This is a genomic window from Pseudomonas putida (genome assembly GCF_028682175.1).
Classification (GTDB): Bacteria; Pseudomonadota; Gammaproteobacteria; order Pseudomonadales; family Pseudomonadaceae; genus Aquipseudomonas; species Aquipseudomonas putida_AD.
This window is the reverse complement of the sequence record NZ_JANHKS010000009.1, coordinates 42,936-58,107: the sequence shown is the minus strand read 5'-3', so window position 1 is coordinate 58,107 and position 15,172 is coordinate 42,936. Positions and strand designations below refer to the sequence as shown.

At 62.4% G+C, this 15,172-nt stretch carries 15 protein-coding genes; 5 read left to right on the top strand and 10 right to left on the bottom strand.

The window, feature by feature from the left end; genetic code table 11:
• Positions 1 to 104 precede the first annotated feature (104 nt).
• Genes NPS29_RS08910 through glyQ form a run of 4 tightly spaced genes read right to left on the bottom strand, consistent with a single transcriptional unit; the run spans position 105 to position 4,498 of the window.
• Complete coding sequence (locus NPS29_RS08910; RefSeq protein ID WP_274132078.1) at positions 105 to 875, bottom strand: lysophospholipid acyltransferase family protein; 771 nt, start codon at positions 873 to 875, stop codon at positions 105 to 107.
• 56 nt (positions 876 to 931) lie between these two features.
• Positions 932 to 1,483 (bottom strand): D-glycero-beta-D-manno-heptose 1,7-bisphosphate 7-phosphatase, encoded by a 552-nt coding sequence (gmhB, locus tag NPS29_RS08905; protein ID WP_274132077.1) that lies wholly within the window; start codon positions 1,481 to 1,483, stop codon positions 932 to 934.
• 16 nt (positions 1,484 to 1,499) lie between these two features.
• Positions 1,500 to 3,554: a glycine--tRNA ligase subunit beta gene (gene glyS, locus NPS29_RS08900; RefSeq protein WP_274132076.1), complete on the bottom strand. Its 2,055-nt coding sequence runs from the start codon at positions 3,552 to 3,554 to the stop codon at positions 1,500 to 1,502.
• Positions 3,551 to 4,498: a glycine--tRNA ligase subunit alpha gene (gene glyQ, locus NPS29_RS08895; protein ID WP_274132075.1), complete on the bottom strand. Its 948-nt coding sequence runs from the start codon at positions 4,496 to 4,498 to the stop codon at positions 3,551 to 3,553. Before glyQ ends, glyS begins: the two co-directional genes overlap by 4 nt.
• Positions 4,499 to 4,580: 82 nt before the next feature.
• Between glyQ and NPS29_RS08890 the strand changes: the two genes are divergently transcribed.
• A complete protein-coding gene (locus NPS29_RS08890) occupies positions 4,581 to 5,132 on the top strand; it encodes a DNA-3-methyladenine glycosylase I (protein WP_274132074.1) in 552 nt (183 codons plus the stop codon).
• A gap of 161 nt (positions 5,133 to 5,293) precedes the next feature.
• Positions 5,294 to 6,181, top strand: a complete 888-nt coding sequence (locus tag NPS29_RS08885; protein WP_274132073.1) for a lysophospholipid acyltransferase — start codon at positions 5,294 to 5,296, stop codon at positions 6,179 to 6,181.
• Positions 6,182 to 6,332: 151 nt separating this feature from the next.
• On the opposite strand, the gene NPS29_RS08880 is transcribed toward NPS29_RS08885, so the two are convergent.
• From NPS29_RS08880 to def, 5 genes are all read right to left on the bottom strand, one after another.
• The gene (locus NPS29_RS08880; protein WP_274132072.1) at positions 6,333 to 6,653 is read right to left on the bottom strand and encodes a tetratricopeptide repeat protein; all 321 of its coding nucleotides are present in this window, start codon (positions 6,651 to 6,653) and stop codon (positions 6,333 to 6,335) included.
• 12 nt (positions 6,654 to 6,665) lie between these two features.
• Positions 6,666 to 8,039 (bottom strand): Trk system potassium transporter TrkA, encoded by a 1,374-nt coding sequence (trkA, locus tag NPS29_RS08875; protein ID WP_274132071.1) that lies wholly within the window; start codon positions 8,037 to 8,039, stop codon positions 6,666 to 6,668.
• 126 nt (positions 8,040 to 8,165) lie between these two features.
• Positions 8,166 to 9,485 (bottom strand): 16S rRNA (cytosine(967)-C(5))-methyltransferase RsmB, encoded by a 1,320-nt coding sequence (gene rsmB, locus NPS29_RS08870; RefSeq protein WP_274132070.1) that lies wholly within the window; start codon positions 9,483 to 9,485, stop codon positions 8,166 to 8,168.
• A complete protein-coding gene (gene fmt / locus NPS29_RS08865; protein ID WP_274132069.1) occupies positions 9,482 to 10,441 on the bottom strand; it encodes a methionyl-tRNA formyltransferase in 960 nt (319 codons plus the stop codon). The genes rsmB and fmt overlap by 4 nt, the downstream gene beginning before the upstream one ends.
• Positions 10,442 to 10,566: 125 nt before the next feature.
• On the bottom strand, positions 10,567 to 11,073 hold the full coding sequence (gene def / locus NPS29_RS08860) for a peptide deformylase (RefSeq protein WP_274132068.1): 507 nt from the start codon (positions 11,071 to 11,073) through the stop codon (positions 10,567 to 10,569).
• A 141-nt stretch (positions 11,074 to 11,214) separates the two neighbouring features.
• Here def and NPS29_RS08855 point away from each other — a divergent pair, with 141 nt between their 5' ends.
• The 3 genes from NPS29_RS08855 to NPS29_RS08845 all read left to right on the top strand — a co-directional run bounded on the left by NPS29_RS08855 (position 11,215) and on the right by NPS29_RS08845 (position 14,074).
• Positions 11,215 to 12,240 carry a LysM peptidoglycan-binding domain-containing protein gene (locus NPS29_RS08855; RefSeq protein WP_274132067.1) on the top strand — a complete coding sequence of 342 codons (1,026 nt, stop codon included), beginning with the start codon at positions 11,215 to 11,217 and terminating at the stop codon, positions 12,238 to 12,240.
• Between the two features lie 124 nt (positions 12,241 to 12,364).
• A complete protein-coding gene (dprA, locus tag NPS29_RS08850; protein WP_274132065.1) occupies positions 12,365 to 13,477 on the top strand; it encodes a DNA-processing protein DprA in 1,113 nt (370 codons plus the stop codon).
• Between the two features lie 39 nt (positions 13,478 to 13,516).
• Positions 13,517 to 14,074 carry an L-threonylcarbamoyladenylate synthase gene (locus NPS29_RS08845; protein WP_274132064.1) on the top strand — a complete coding sequence of 186 codons (558 nt, stop codon included), beginning with the start codon at positions 13,517 to 13,519 and terminating at the stop codon, positions 14,072 to 14,074.
• Between the two features lie 116 nt (positions 14,075 to 14,190).
• Here NPS29_RS08845 and NPS29_RS08840 read toward each other — a convergent pair whose 3' ends face one another.
• The gene (locus NPS29_RS08840; protein ID WP_274132063.1) at positions 14,191 to 15,168 is read right to left on the bottom strand and encodes an NADPH:quinone reductase; all 978 of its coding nucleotides are present in this window, start codon (positions 15,166 to 15,168) and stop codon (positions 14,191 to 14,193) included.
• Positions 15,169 to 15,172: the final 4 nt, after the last annotated feature.

The following is a 15,172-nucleotide window of genomic DNA, read 5'->3' as shown; positions in this document are numbered from 1 at the left end:
ACGTTTTGGGGTGAATAGTAGCGTCCAGAAATAAGTAGCTAAATTAATGACTTAGCTTCGATTTCAGAAATTCTCCAACAATTGGTGCACAGGTTATCCACAATTCATACGGGTGATTTTTCCGCCACGGGCGCAGGTGTGGCGGGCGAGCCCAGCGCCTTTTGAGTGGCTTCGTTCCAGGCGGCTACACGGTCATTGAGTGCGGCCACTGCACGTGGGCCGGTGCCCTCGGCGTACATCGGTTCACCAATCACCACGTCGATGGTGCCTGGCGTCTTGCCCCAGCCTTCTTTCGCCCAGTACTTGCCGGCGTTGTGGGCGATGGGCAGCACAGGCATTTCGGCATTCACTGCCATGGCCGAGCCACTGCGTGAGAACTTTCCGATCTGGCCGTAAGGCACGCGAGTCCCTTCCGGGAAGATCAGCACCCAGACACCGTCCTTGAGCAACTCATCGCCCTTTTTCGCCACGATCTTGAGCGCGGCTTTCGGGTTGCCGCGGTCGATGGCAATCGGACGCAGCATCGCCATGGCCCAGCCAAAGAACGGCACGTACAGCAGTTCACGCTTGAGCACCTGGCTCAGCGGCTGGAAATGCGCCGACAGGAAGAAGGTTTCCCAGGTGCTCTGGTGGTTGGAGACGATCACGCAAGGCGTCTGCGGGACGTTCTCCTGGCCCGTGACCCGGACATTGATGTTCAGGAATACCCTTGTCAGCCACAGCGCGCAGCGGCACCAGTACACATTGATGAACCGGTAGCGAAGGCGGAACGGCAGAAAAGGCGCGACAAAGAAACTCAGCGAGCACCACAGCAGAGCGCTGGTGCCCAGCAGCAGGTAAAAGAAGAAGATCCTGATGGCCTGCACTATCGACATAGCTGCTTTTACCATTACGGGCAGAGCCCGGATTGAGCGTGCCGCTGGACGACCGGTCAGCCGTTCAACGGGGCGCTGTTGTGAATAAGTTCTGCGGCAACCGCCGCCAGATCGTCAAAAACCAGGGTTTGCGCAGGCAACGGGTTGCTCCGCGTCTTCTGACCTTTGCCCGTCATGACCAGAACAGGTTGAGAGTCGACGGCCACCGCCGCCTCCAGGTCACCCTTGCTGTCGCCGACGAACCACACGCCACGCAGATCCACGCCGTAATGGCGGGCGATGGTCTGCAACATCCCGGGCCTGGGTTTGCGGCATTCGCACCCCTGATCCGGCCCATGGGGGCAGTAAACAATCAGACCGACCTCGCCGCCCTGCTCTGCCACAAGCTCGCGCAGGCGCGCGTGCATGGCGTCGAGGGTAGCCAGGTCGTAATAACCGCGAGCAATGCCCGACTGGTTGGTGGCCACTGCCACCGTCCAGCCGGCCTTGCTCAACTGCGCGATCGCCTCGATCGAGCCGGGGATCGGAATCCACTCGGCCATCGACTTGATGTAAGCGTCGGAGTCTTCGTTGATCACTCCGTCCCGATCGAGAATCAGCAGCTTCAAATCATGCGCTCCAGCGTTAGCCCAACAGGGAAATGTCAGCGACACCCAGGAACAGGTTACGCAGGCGCGCCAGCAACGCATAACGGTTGGCACGCACGCTGGCGTCTTCGGCGTTGACCATCACGGCTTCGAAGAAGGCATCCACAGGCTCGCGCAGTGCTGCCAGACGGGCCAGCGCTTCGTTGTACTGACGGTTGGCCGACATCGGCGCCACGGCCTGGTCTGCCTGCTGAATGGCCGAGTACAGCGAGAACTCGTTGGCATTGTCGAAGTACTTGGGCTCGACGGTCTGGGCGATGTTGCCCTCGGCCTTGCTCAACAGGTTCGACACGCGCTTGTTCACGGCGGCCAATGCTGCGGCTTCAGGCAACTTGCGGAATGCCTGGACGGCTTGCACGCGTTGGTCGAAGTCCAGCGCCGAACCCGGCTGCAGGGCACGTACCGACAGGTACACCGACACGTCTACGCCTTCGTCTTCGTAGCGCGCACGCAGGCGGTCGAAGATGAATTCCAGAACCTGCTCGGCCAGGCCTGCGGATTTCACCTTGGCACCGAACTGGGTGACGGCGAACTGCACGGTCTTGATCAGGTCCAGATCCAGCTTCTTCTCGATCAGGATGCGCAGGATGCCCAGCGCTGCGCGACGCAGTGCATAGGGGTCCTTGCTACCGGTTGGCAGCATGCCGATGCCGAAGATGCCGACCAGGGTGTCGAGCTTGTCGGCGATGGCCACCGCAGCGCCAGTCAGGGTGCTCGGCAGTTCAGCGCCAGCGCCACGTGGCATGTACTGCTCGTTCAGAGCCAGTGCGACGTCTTCCGGCTCGCCATCGGCCAGCGCGTAGTAGTAGCCCGCCACGCCCTGCATTTCCGGGAATTCGCCGACCATTTCGGTCGCCAGGTCGCACTTGGACAGGATGCCCGCGCGGCCTGCACGCTGGGCGTCGCCGCCAATGCGTGGGGCGATGAAGGCGGCCAGCCTGGAAACCCGCTCGGCCTTGTCGAACACGGTGCCCAGTTGAGCCTGGAACACCACGTTCTGCAGGCGCTGGTTGAATGTCTCCAGGCTCTGCTTCTTGTCCTGCTTGAAGAAGAACTCGGCGTCGGTCAGGCGCGGGCGCACGACTTTCTCGTTACCCAGCACGATCTGCGACGGATCCTTGCTCTCGACGTTGGCCACCGTGATGAAGCGCGGCAGCAGCTTGCCTTCGGCATCCAGCAGGCAGAAATACTTCTGGTTGTCCTGCATGGTGGTGATGAGGGCTTCCTGCGGCACTTCCAGGAAACGTTCTTCGAAGGAGCACACCAGCGGCACCGGCCATTCGACCAGTGCAGTCACTTCGTCGAGCAGCGCAGGCGGCACGATCGCGGTGCCTTCGTGCTGGGTGGCCAGCTCGTCGACACGCTTGCTGATCAGCGCACGGCGCTCGTTGAAGTCTGCCAGCACATAGGCTGCGCGCAGGTCGCTGGCGTAGTTGGCTGGCGAGGTGATACGCACGTTTTCCGGGTGATGGAAACGGTGGCCACGGGATTCACGGCCTGAGCGCTGAGCGAGGATGGTGCAGTCGATCACCTGATCGCCGAACAGCATCACCAGCCACTGGGTCGGACGCACGAACTCTTCCTTGCGCGCACCCCAGCGCATGCGCTTGGGGATCGGCAGGTCGTTGAGCGAGTCTTCGATGATGGTCGGCAGCAGGCTGACCGTCGGCTTGCCGGCGATGCTCTGGCTGTAGCGCAGCTTCGGGCCGCTCTGATCGATCTCGGAGAGGTCGACGCCGCACTTCTTGGCAAAGCCCAGGGCGGCCTGGGTCGGGTTGCCTTCGGCATCGAACGCGGCCTGGCGTGGCGGGCCGTCCAGATTGACGCTGCGGTCCGGCTGTTGGGTCGCGAGTTCAGTCACCAGCACGGCCAGACGACGCGGCGCGGCGTAGACCTGCTTGGCGCTGTAGGTCAGGCCGGCGGCCTGCAGGCCTTTTTCGATACCGGCCAGGAACGACTCGGCCAGGGTGGTCAGGGCTTTGGGTGGCAGTTCTTCGGTGCCCAATTCAACCAGGAAATCTTGAGCACTCATTGTGCAGCCTCCAGCTTAGCCAACACTTCGTCGCGAATATCAGGTGCAGCCATCGGGAAGCCAAGCTTGGCCCGGGCCATCAGGTACGCCTGGGCCACGGAGCGGGCCAGGGTGCGTACGCGCAGGATGTACTGCTGACGCGCAGTCACGGAAATCGCGCGGCGGGCATCGAGCAGGTTGAAGGTGTGCGAGGCCTTGAGGACCATTTCATAGCTCGGCAGCGGCAGCTCGGCTGCGATCAGGCGCATCGCTTCGCTTTCGTAGAAATCGAACAGTTCGAACAGTTTGTCGACGTTGGCGTGTTCGAAGTTGTAGGTCGATTGCTCCACTTCGTTCTGGTGGAACACATCGCCGTAGGTGACTTTGCCGAACGGGCCGTCAGTCCAGACCAGGTCGTAGACCGAATCGACGCCTTGCAGGTACATCGCCAGGCGTTCCAGGCCGTAGGTGATTTCGCCGGTCACCGGGTAGCACTCGATGCCGCCCACTTGCTGGAAGTAGGTGAACTGCGAGACTTCCATGCCGTTGAGCCAGATTTCCCAGCCCAGGCCCCAGGCGCCCAGGGTCGGCGATTCCCAGTTGTCTTCGACGAAGCGTACGTCGTGGACCAGCGGGTCCAGGCCAACGTGCTTCAGCGAGCCCAGGTACAGTTCCTGGAAGTTGTCCGGGTTAGGCTTCAAGACCACCTGGAACTGGTAGTAGTGCTGCAGGCGGTTTGGGTTTTCGCCATAACGGCCATCGGTAGGACGACGGCTCGGCTGGACGTAGGCGGCGTTCCAGGTTTCCGGGCCGACGGCGCGCAGAAACGTTGCAGTGTGGAAAGTGCCGGCGCCCACTTCCATATCGTAGGGCTGAAGTACCACACAACCTTGCTCGGCCCAGTATTGCTGGAGGGCGAGGATCAAGTCTTGGAAGGTACGCACGGCTGGCGTAGGCTGGCTCACGAAATTCACCTGTACTGGGGGGCTGCGATTTAAAGAGCGGGAGTATACCCGATTCGGCGCCGCCTCCACCCTTGGGAGCCCTATGCCACGCTGCTTTTGGTGCAACGAAGATCCGCTTTACATGGACTACCACGATCAAGAGTGGGGTGTGCCGTTGCGCGACGCGCAGATGCTGTTCGAGTTCCTGTTGCTCGAAGGGTTCCAGGCGGGCCTGTCATGGATCACGATTTTGAAGAAGCGCGCCCGCTACCGCGAAGTGATGTTCAACTTCGACGTCAACCGGATCGCCGCCATGACCGACGCCGAGATCGAAGCCCTGATGCTTGAACCCGGCATCGTTCGCAATCGCCTGAAACTCAACGGCGCGCGCAAGAACGCCCAGGCCTGGCTGCGCCTTGAAGACCCGGTGACGTTTGTCTGGTCCTTTGTGGGCGGCCAACCCAAAGTGAATCACTTCAAGGACCGCAGCGAAGTCCCGGACATCACGCCCGAGGCCGAGGCCATGAGCAAGGCGTTGAAGAAAGCGGGCTTCACCTTCGTCGGCCCGACCATTTGCTACGCCTATATGCAGGCGACGGGGATGGTGATGGACCATACGACCGATTGTGATCGGTATGCGCAGTTGGCGGGGTGAAACACGGCCCACGTAGCAGCACGGCTTGCCGGCGGGAGCGGTGTGACAGACGAACATCTTTCAACTGATCCACCGCTCCCGCCGGCAAGCCGTGCTGCTACGGGTCCGCGTCGTCGCCAGTAATGGTTACAATGCCCGCCTCATCGATTCAGGAGTGATCTGTGGATAAGTTCAAAGGCGCCTTGATGGTCGGGGCATTGCGGTTGTTTGCCCTGTTGCCGTGGCGCGCCGTGCAATGGGTCGGCACCGCCATCGGCTGGCTGATGTGGAAGCTGCCCAACCGTTCCCGTGAGGTGGCGCGGATCAACCTTTCCAAGTGTTTCCCGGAGCTGAGCCCCACCGAACTCGAAGCGCTGGTGGGCCGCAGCCTGATGGACATCGGCAAGACCCTGACCGAAAGCGCCTGCGCCTGGATCTGGCCTGCTCAAAAATCGATCAATCTGGTGCGCGAAGTCGAAGGCCTGCACATCCTCAAGGACGCGCTGGCGTCTGGCAAAGGTGTGGTCGGCATCACCAGCCACCTGGGCAACTGGGAAGTGCTCAACCACTTCTATTGCAGCCAGTGCAAACCGATCATTTTCTACCGCCCGCCCAAGCTCAAGGCGGTGGACGAATTGCTGCGCAAGCAGCGCGTGCAACTGGGCAACCGTGTGGCGGCCTCGACGAAGGAAGGGATTCTGAGCGTCATCAAGGAAGTGCGCAAAGGGGGCTCGGTGGGCATTCCGGCTGACCCTGAGCCGGCAGAGTCTGCGGGAATTTTCGTGCCGTTCTGTGGGACGGTGGCGCTGACCAGCAAGTTCGTGCCGAACATGCTGGCCGGTGGCAAGGCGGTGGGGGTGTTCCTGCACGCGATGCGCCTGGAAGATGGTTCGGGCTACAAGGTGGTGCTGGAAGCCGCGCCGGACGAGATGTACAGCACCGACGCCGAAACCTCGGCAGCGGCGATGAGCAAGGTGGTGGAAAAGTATGTGCGGGCGTATCCGAGCCAGTACATGTGGACCATGAAACGCTTCAAGAAGCGGCCTGAGGGCGAGGCGCGCTGGTATTGACCAACGCAAAACCCGAACCCCGCGCGCACCCCGAAACCCGCGCAAAACCTGAACTCCGCGCAAAAACCTGTAGGAGCGCGCTTGCCCGCGACAGCGGAGTGTCAGTCAAATCGATGTTTCAGACGCACCGCGGTCGCGGGCAAGCGCGCTCCTACGGAAGTTTGGTCGTACGATCCAGCTTCTTCACAAACACCGTCATCTCCTTCTCGGCCTGCTTGTCGCCATGGCCGACCGCCGCCGCGATGCCCTGCGCCCACGCCTGACGCGCCTGATCGCTATCCCCTGAAGCCAGCCACGCCTTGCCCAGCAGCTTCCACGCCGCCGAGTACTTGGGATCGAATTCGACGCAGCGCTGCAGGTGCTCCACTGCCTTGAGGTGATCGCCTGCGTCCAGATACCCCTTGCCCAGGCCGAACCGCAACAAGGCATTGTCCATGCCCTTGGCGAGCATTTTTTCCAGTGATTCGAGCATGCGGCTTCTCCTTTAGAAAAAACTCAAACCCACCTGAAACAGCCGCTCCACGTCGCGGATATGCTTTTTATCCACAAGGAACATGATCACGTGGTCGCCGGACTCGATCACCGTGCTGTCGTGGGCGATGAGCACCTGTTCATCCCGGGTGATGGCGCCGATGGTCGTGCCCGGCGGCAGGTTGATGTGCTTGATTGCCTTGCCGATGACCTTGCTCGACCGCGCATCGCCGTGGGCGACGATCTCGATGGCCTCTGCTGCACCGCGCCGCAACGAGTGCACGCTGACGATATCGCCGCGCCGCACGTGAGCCAGCAGGGTGCCGATGGTCGCCAGTTGCGGGCTGACCGCGATGTCGATCTCCCCGCCCTGAACCAGATCCACATAGGCCGGGTTGTTGATGATGGTCATGACCTTCTTCGCCCCCAGCCGCTTGGCCAGCAGCGAGGACATGATATTGGCCTCGTCGTCGTTGGTCAGCGCCAGGAACAGGTCGGCGTTGTCGATGTTCTCTTCCATCAGCAGGTCGCGATCCGAGGAGCTGCCTTGCAGAATCACCGTGTTGTCCAGGGTGTCCGAGAGATGACGGCAACGGGCCGGGTTCATCTCGATGATCTTCACCTGGTAACGGTTTTCGATGGCTTCGGCCAAGCGCTCGCCGATCTGCCCGCCACCGGCGATGACGATGCGCTTGTAGCTCTCGTCCAGCCGGCGCATTTCGCCCATCACGGCGCGAATGTCCGCCTTGGCGGCAATGAAGAAGACTTCGTCATCGGCTTCGATCACGGTATCGCCTTGCGGACTGATCGGACGGTCACGACGGAAAATGGCTGCGACCCGCGTGTCCACGTTCGGCATGTGCGCCCGCAACTGACGCAATTGCTGGCCCACCAGAGGGCCGCCGTAGTAAGCCTTCACGGCCACCAACTGGACCTTGCCTTCGGCGAAGTCGATCACCTGCAGGGCGCTGGGGTATTCGATCAGACGCTTGATGTAGTTGGTGACCACCTGCTCGGGGCTGATGAGCACATCGACCGGAATCGCTTCGTTGTCGAACAGGCCGGCGCGGGTCAGGTAGGCGGATTCACGCACCCGGGCGATCTTGGTCGGGGTGTGAAACAGCGTGTAGGCGACCTGACAGGCGACCATGTTGGTCTCGTCGCTGCTGGTTACGGCCACCAGCATGTCGGCGTCGTCGGCACCGGCCTGGCGCAACACGGTGGGAAACGAGCCTTTTCCCTGGATGGTGCGAATGTCGAGCCGGTCACCCAATGCGCGCAAACGGTCGGCGTCGGTGTCCACCACGGTGATGTCATTGGCTTCGCTGGCCAGATGTTCCGCCAGCGTACCGCCGACCTGGCCTGCGCCGAGAATGATGATCTTCAATCAGCTTCTCCTTAGGAATTCTGCAAAGTCCTGTAGGAGTGAGCTTGCTCGCGATTGCGGTATGCCTGTCACAGATTTGCTGCCTGGCACACCGCTATCGCGAGCAAGCTCACTCCTACAGGTATCTCAAGCTGCGGAAATCTTGATGAGCTTGGCGTAATAGAACCCGTCATGCCCGCCTTCCTGAGCCAGCAACTGGCGACCGTGAGGCTGCTTGAGCCCCGGCGGCGGGTTGCCGTTCTGGCCGGCGATGTCCAGCTCTCGCGCCCCCGGCGTGCGTGCGAGGAACGCCTCGATCACCTCGGTGTTCTCGGTCGGCAGCGTCGAGCAGGTGGCGTACAGCAACATGCCGCCCACTTGCAGCGTCGGCCACAACGCGTCGAGCAGCTCGCCCTGCAAGGTGGCCAGGGCAGGAATGTCATCGGCCTGGCGGGTCAGCTTGATGTCGGGATGGCGGCGAATCACGCCGGTGGCCGAACACGGCGCATCGAGCAGGATGCGCTGGAAAGGCTTGCCGTCCCACCACTGATCGGTGGCGCGGGCGTCGGCGGCGATCAGTTCGGCGCTCAGGCCCAGGCGGTCGAGGTTCTCCTTGACCCGCACCATGCGCTTGGCTTCCAGATCCACCGCCACCACGCCCGACAAGCCCGGTTGCACTTCCAGCAGATGGCAGGTCTTGCCACCCGGTGCACAGCAGGCGTCGAGCACCCGTTGGCCCGGCGCCAGCTCCAGCAGATCGGCGGCCAGTTGCGCGGCTTCGTCCTGCACGCTGATCCAGCCCTCGGCGAAACCCGGCAAGCCGCGGACATCGCCCGGTTCGGTGAGGACAATGCCGTCCTGGCTGAAGCCGCTGGCGGCCGCAGCAATGCCTGCGTCGGCCAGCAATTGCAGGTACTGATCGCGGGTCTTGTGACGGCGATTGACCCGCAGAATCATCGGAGGGTGGGCGTTATTTGCAGCGCAGATGGCTTCCCAATGCTCGGGCCACGCGGCTTTCAGGGCTTTTTGCAACCAGCGCGGGTGAGCGGTGCGCACCACCGGATCGTGCTCAAGCTCGGTCAACAGCGCTTCACCCTCACGCTGGGCGCGACGCAACACCGCGTTGAGCAGCGCCTTGGCCCAAGGCTTCTTGAGTTTGTCCGCGCAGCCGACCGTCTCGCCGATGGCGGCGTGAGCGGGGATGCGCGAATAGAACAACTGGTACAGGCCGACCAGCAGCAGCGCCTGGATGTCGGTATCGGCTGCCTTGAACGGCTTCTGCAGCAGCCTGGCCGCAAGTGCGGACAAACGCGGCTCCCAGCGGGCAGTGCCGAATGCCAGATCCTGGGTCAGGCCACGATCACGGTCGTCGACCTTGTCCAGCTGGGCTGGCAGAGAACTGTTGAGCGACGCCTTGCCGCTCAGTACGGCAGCCAGGGCGCGGGCTGCGGCCAGACGCGGGTTCATTGGTTATCCACCACTTGGCCCAGCACCGTGCCCACTGCGAACTTCTCGCGGCGGCTGTTGAACAGGTCAGTGAAGTTCAGCGGCTTGCCGCCCGGCAACTGCAGGCGAGTGAGGCGCAGTGCGTTTTGTCCACAGGCAACGGTCAGACCGTCTTTGCTCGCTTCGAGGATCATGCCCGGCTCGCCCTGCCCCGCAGCTACCTGCGCGGCCAGCACTTTCAGCGCTTCACCGTTGAGCGTGCTGTGGCAGATCGGCCAAGGGTTGAAAGCACGTACCAGACGCTCCAGCTCATCGGCCGGGCGGGTCCAGTCGATGCGCGCTTCATCCTTGTTCAGCTTGTGCGCGTAGTTGGCCAGCGCGTCATCCTGCACCTCGCCCACCAGCGAACCATCGGCCAGGCCGGCGATGGCCTGCACTACGGCGACCGGGCCCAGTTCGGCCAGACGGTCATGCAGCGTGCCGCCAGTGTCCTCGGGGCTGATCGGGGTGACGGCCTTGAGTAGCATGGGGCCGGTGTCCAGGCCTGCTTCCATGCGCATCACGGTCACGCCGCTTTCGGCATCACCGGCCTGCACGGCACGCTGGATCGGCGCTGCGCCGCGCCAGCGTGGCAGCAACGAGGCATGACTGTTGATGCAGCCCAGGCGCGGGATATCCAGCACCACCTGCGGCAGGATCAGGCCATAGGCGACCACCACCATCAGGTCCGGCGCGAGCGCAGCCAGTTCGGCCTGAGCCTCGGGGGCACGCAGGGTTGGCGGCTGGAGCACCGGGATATCGTGCTGCAAGGCCAGTTGCTTGACCGGGCTTGGCATCAGCTTTTGCCCACGTCCGGCCGGGCGATCAGGCTGGGTGTAGACCGCAATCACCTCATGAGGGCTGTCGAGCAGGGCTTTGAGGTGTTCGGCGGCGAATTCCGGGGTGCCGGCGAAGACGATGCGCAGTGGCTCAGTCATGGGCTTCTCGTTGGTGAAGATGACTGTAGGAGCGCGCTTGCCCGCGACAGCGTTGCGTCAGGCAAGGTAGATGTCTCTGACACAGCGCTTTCGCGGGCAAGCGCGCTCCTACGGATAAGGGGGGATCAGGCGTTCTGCTTGTGCTGTTTTTCCAGCTTTTTCTTGATCCGGTCACGCTTGAGCGTAGACAGGTAGTCAACGAACAGCTTGCCGTTCAGGTGATCGCATTCGTGCTGGATGCACACCGCGAGCAAGCCTTCGGCGATGAGCTCATAAGGCTTGCCGTCGCGATCCAGCGCCTTGACCTTGACCTTCTGCGGGCGGTCGACGTTCTCGTAGAAGCCGGGAACGGACAGGCAGCCTTCCTGGTACTGGTCCATCTCCTCGGTCAGCGGCTCAAGCTGCGGGTTGATGAAAACCCGCGGCTCGCTGCGATCTTCGGAAAGGTCCATGACCACGACGCGTTTGTGTACGTTAACCTGCGTTGCGGCAAGGCCGATGCCAGGCGCTTCGTACATGGTTTCAAACATGTCGTCGACCAACTGGCGAATACCGTCGTCCACGGCAGCCACCGGCTTGGCGATGGTGCGCAGGCGCGAATCGGGAAATTCGAGAATGTTTAAAATGGCCATATACGTAAGAGCTGCACTTGTAAGGTAAAGTCGAATGGGGCTGCTAGGCTGTGGACGTCAAACGCAGGCAGCCTTGGCAAACCGAAGTCTCGCAAAATTCCATGTTTCACGCGAAGCCAACATGATAAAGGGATTCACCGCATGAGGAAATCACTACTCGCCCTGCTGCTGTTGGCCGCGACAGGCCTTGTTCAGGCGCAAGTACAGCTCAAGGAAGGTCATCCACAGAGCTACACCGTTGTCGCCGGTGACACACTTTGGGACATTTCCGGAAAATTCCTGAGCCAGCCGTGGAAATGGCCGCAGATCTGGAGGGCCAACCCACAGGTCCACGATCCGGACCTGATCTACCCCGGCGATACCCTCAACCTCATCTACGTCGATGGCCAGCCGCGCATCGTGGTCAACCGTGGTGAATCCCGCGGCACGATCAAATTGTCACCGCGTGTGCGCAGCACGCCCATCGCCGAAGCCATCCCGACCATTCCGCTGGGGGCGATCAACGCCTTCCTGCTGAACAACCGGATCATGGACACCGCGGAGCAGTTCGAGGACGCGCCTTATATCGTGGCGGGTAACGGCGAGCGGGTGCTCAGCGGGGCGGGTGACCGCATCTATGCGCGGGGTTATTTCGACCCAAGCCACGTGTCCTACGGGATCTTCCGCAAGGGCAAGATCTACGTGGATCCGGACACCAACGAACCGTTGGGCGTGAACGCCGACGACATCGGCAGTGGTGATCTGGTGGCCAGCGAGGGTGACGTCGCGACCCTGCAGATGCAGCGTTCGACCCAGGAAGTGCGTCTGGGTGACCGCCTGTTCGTCAGCGAAGAGCGCGCGATCAACTCCAACTTCGTGCCCAGCGAGCCACAGCGGGAAGTGCGAGGCGTGATCATCGACGTTCCGCGTGGCGTGACCCAGATCGGTGAATTCGACGTGGTGACCCTCGATCGCGGTCGCCTCGACGGGCTGGCCGAGGGCAACGTCCTGGCGATCTACAAGACCGGCGAAACCGTTCGCGACCGGATCACTGGCGATCAGGTGAAAATTCCTGACGAGCGCTCCGGGATGCTGATGGTTTTCCGCACCTACAATCGCCTGAGCTATGCGATGGTCCTGCACGCTACCCGATCTTTGGCGGTCAATGACAAGGTGCGCAATCCGTAATCCTATGTATCAGGTCTGAATCACTTTTTTCCACCGGCATGCTTCACTTATCTAAGTGTTGTCAACAGACTTATCCACAGGCTTGCCCACTTCCCGAAGTGGGTCCTGGATCAAGGAAGCGTGCATGCCGATGTTTGAAAAAGACGGGCAGTCGCCTGCCGAACTGGAGGCGCGTCTGCGGCTCCATCGATTGCCCGGAATCACCCCCAGGCGTTTCAGAAAGCTCATGGATGCTTTTGGAAATGCCTCGCCAGCCCTGAGTGCCCCCGCATCTGCCTGGAGCTCGCTGGGCCTTCCAGCCGCCAGCGCCGAGGCTCGCAGAAGCACCGAGGTCCGCGACGGCGCCAGCGCTGCATTGCGCTGGCTAGAGGGTTCGGACCAGCATTTGCTGATGTGGGACGATGCAGACTATCCCGCCCTGCTTGCCGAAATTCCCGACCCGCCACCCCTGCTTTTCGTCGCCGGAAACCGCACGTTGCTCGATCGTCCGCAGTTGGGAATGGTCGGCAGCAGGCGAGCTTCGAGGCCCGGCCTGGACACTGCCGCCGCCTTCGCGCGCAGCTTGGCGAGTGCCGGATTTGTCGTGACCAGCGGTCTTGCCCTGGGCATTGACGGCGCCGCGCACCAGGGTGCTCTGGACGTAAAAGGCGGCACGATCGGAGTGCTGGGAACGGGGATCGAAAATTTTTATCCACAGCGGCACCGTCAACTCGCGGCGCGCATGTTGGCGCAAGGGGGCACGGTGATTTCCGAGCTGCCCCTGGATGAGCCGCCCCACTCGACCAACTTCCCCAAGCGCAACCGGATCATCAGCGGGCTGTCCCTGGGCGTGCTGGTTGTCGAGGCCAGCATGGCCAGCGGCTCGCTCATCACTGCGCGGCTGGCGGCAGAACAGGGGCGCGAGGTCTACGCGATTCCTGGATCGATCCATCACCCCGGCGCCAAGGGCTGCCACCAGTTGATTCGCGATGGGGCGGTGCTGGTGGAAACTGTCGAGCACATCCTCGAAGCCCTGCAGGGCTGGAAGAACCTGCCTGTGGATAACGGCCCACCTGCGCGCCGCGCCGAACCTGTTCATCCGCTGCTGGCCTTGCTGCATGCGGCGCCGCACTCCAGTGAGGCGCTCGCGTTGTCCAGCGGCTGGCCGTTGCCCAAGGTGCTGGCGGCATTGACGGAGCTTGAGCTGGACAGCAGCGTGGCTTGTGAAGCCGGACGATGGTTTGCCCGCGCGCCCTGAGGTTAAACTGCTGGCCAGCGTACATTCGGAGAGCGAACGATGGTCAGCAGTTGGCGTGTGCAACAAGCCGCACGAGAGATCCGGGCCGGAGCGGTCATTGCCTATCCAACCGAGGCGGTATGGGGACTGGGCTGCGACCCGTGGGACGTGGAGGCGGTCTACCGTCTGCTGGCGATCAAGTCGCGGCCTGTGGAAAAAGGCCTGATCCTGATCGCCGACAACATCCGGCAGTTCGACTTTCTGTTCGAGGATTTCCCGGAGCTGTGGATCGATCGCATGGCCAGTACCTGGCCGGGTCCGAACACCTGGCTGGTGCCGCATCAGGGCTTGCTGCCAGACTGGATCACCGGTGGGCGTGACACCGTGGCGTTGCGCGTGAGCGATCACCCGCTGGTGCGCGAACTGTGCGCGCTGACTGGCCCGCTGGTGTCCACGTCGGCCAACCCGACCGGACGCCCGGCGGCCAAGTCACGGCTGCGCATCGAGCAGTACTTTCATGGTCAGCTGGACATGGTGCTGGGCGGGAGTCTGGGTGGGCGGCGCAATCCAAGCGTGATCCGCGATCTGGTGACCGCCGAGGTCGTGCGGGCGGGATAACGCCCCCTGTAGGAGCGCGCTTGCCCGCGACCGCGGCGTGTCTGTGACAAATTCACATCTGACACACCGCCGTCGTCCGAATGCGGCCCAGAGCAAGCGCGCACCTACGTTGGTTGTTACGGCTTGAGAATCATCGACCCGGTGGTACGGCGCGCCGACAACTCGGTGTGGGCCTTGCCCGCATCCTTGAGCGCGAAGGTCTGGATGTCGTCGACCTTGACCTTGCCGCTGCTGACCATCGCGAACACTTCATCGGCCATAGCCTGCAAGGCTTCCGGGGTGTTGGCGTAGGAGCCCAGCGTCGGGCGGGTGACGTAGAGCGAGCCTTTCTGCGCCAGTACGCCCAGGTTCACGCCCGATACCGCGCCCGAGGCGTTGCCGAAGCTGACCAGCAGGCCGCGCAGTTCCAGGCAGTCCAGCGAGGTTTCCCAAGTGTCCTTGCCCACGCCGTCGTAGACCACCGGCACTTTCTTGCCATCGGTCAATTCAAGCACGCGCTTGGCCACGTCTTCCTTGCTGTAGTCGATCACCGCCCAGGCGCCGTTGGCCTTGGCGTGAGCGGCCTTCTCGGGCGAACTGACGGTGCCGATCAGCTTCACGCCCACGGCATTGGCCCACTGGCAGGCAATCGAGCCCACGCCACCGGCCGCCGCGTGGAACAGAATGGTTTCTTCGGGACGGATTTCGTACGTCTGACGGAACAGGTACTGCACGGTCAGGCCCTTGAGCATGACGGCGGCGGCCTGTTCGAAAGTGATGTTGTCCGGCAGCTTGACCACGTTGGCCGCTGGGGTGCGATGCACCTCGGCATAGCTGCCCAGCGGGCCGGTGCCGTAGCCCACGCGGTCGCCGACCTTCACGTGGGTGACTTCTGCGCCGACCGCCTCGATCACGCCTGCGCCTTCGTTGCCCAGCCCCGAAGGGAAATTGGCAACCGGGTACAGGCCGGTACGGAAATAGGTTTCGATGAAATTGACGCCAATCGCTTTGTTGCGCACGAGTACTTCATTCGGCCCCGGGGTGCCTGGTTCGAAGTCGACATACTCGAGTACTTCAGGGCCGCCGTGAGCGCGGAACTGGATACGCTTTGCCATTTGC

Excerpts from the sequence above, each read along its gene's own strand:
- NPS29_RS08880 (WP_274132072.1), bottom strand. The coding sequence starts at position 6,653 with ATGCTCGAATCACTGGAAAAAATGCTCGCCAAGGGCATGGACAATGCC.
- NPS29_RS08845 (WP_274132064.1), top strand. The coding sequence starts at position 13,517 with ATGGTCAGCAGTTGGCGTGTGCAACAAGCCGCACGAGAGATCCGGGCC.
- rsmB (WP_274132070.1), bottom strand. The coding sequence starts at position 9,485 with ATGAACCCGCGTCTGGCCGCAGCCCGCGCCCTGGCTGCCGTACTGAGC.
- dprA (WP_274132065.1), top strand. The coding sequence starts at position 12,365 with ATGCCGATGTTTGAAAAAGACGGGCAGTCGCCTGCCGAACTGGAGGCG.
- def (WP_274132068.1), bottom strand. The coding sequence starts at position 11,073 with ATGGCCATTTTAAACATTCTCGAATTTCCCGATTCGCGCCTGCGCACC.
- NPS29_RS08890 (WP_274132074.1), top strand. The coding sequence starts at position 4,581 with ATGCCACGCTGCTTTTGGTGCAACGAAGATCCGCTTTACATGGACTAC.
- NPS29_RS08910 (WP_274132078.1), bottom strand. The coding sequence starts at position 875 with ATGTCGATAGTGCAGGCCATCAGGATCTTCTTCTTTTACCTGCTGCTG.
- glyS (WP_274132076.1), bottom strand. The coding sequence starts at position 3,554 with ATGAGTGCTCAAGATTTCCTGGTTGAATTGGGCACCGAAGAACTGCCA.
- NPS29_RS08855 (WP_274132067.1), top strand. The coding sequence starts at position 11,215 with ATGAGGAAATCACTACTCGCCCTGCTGCTGTTGGCCGCGACAGGCCTT.
- fmt (WP_274132069.1), bottom strand. The coding sequence starts at position 10,441 with ATGACTGAGCCACTGCGCATCGTCTTCGCCGGCACCCCGGAATTCGCC.
- NPS29_RS08840 (WP_274132063.1), bottom strand. The coding sequence starts at position 15,168 with ATGGCAAAGCGTATCCAGTTCCGCGCTCACGGCGGCCCTGAAGTACTC.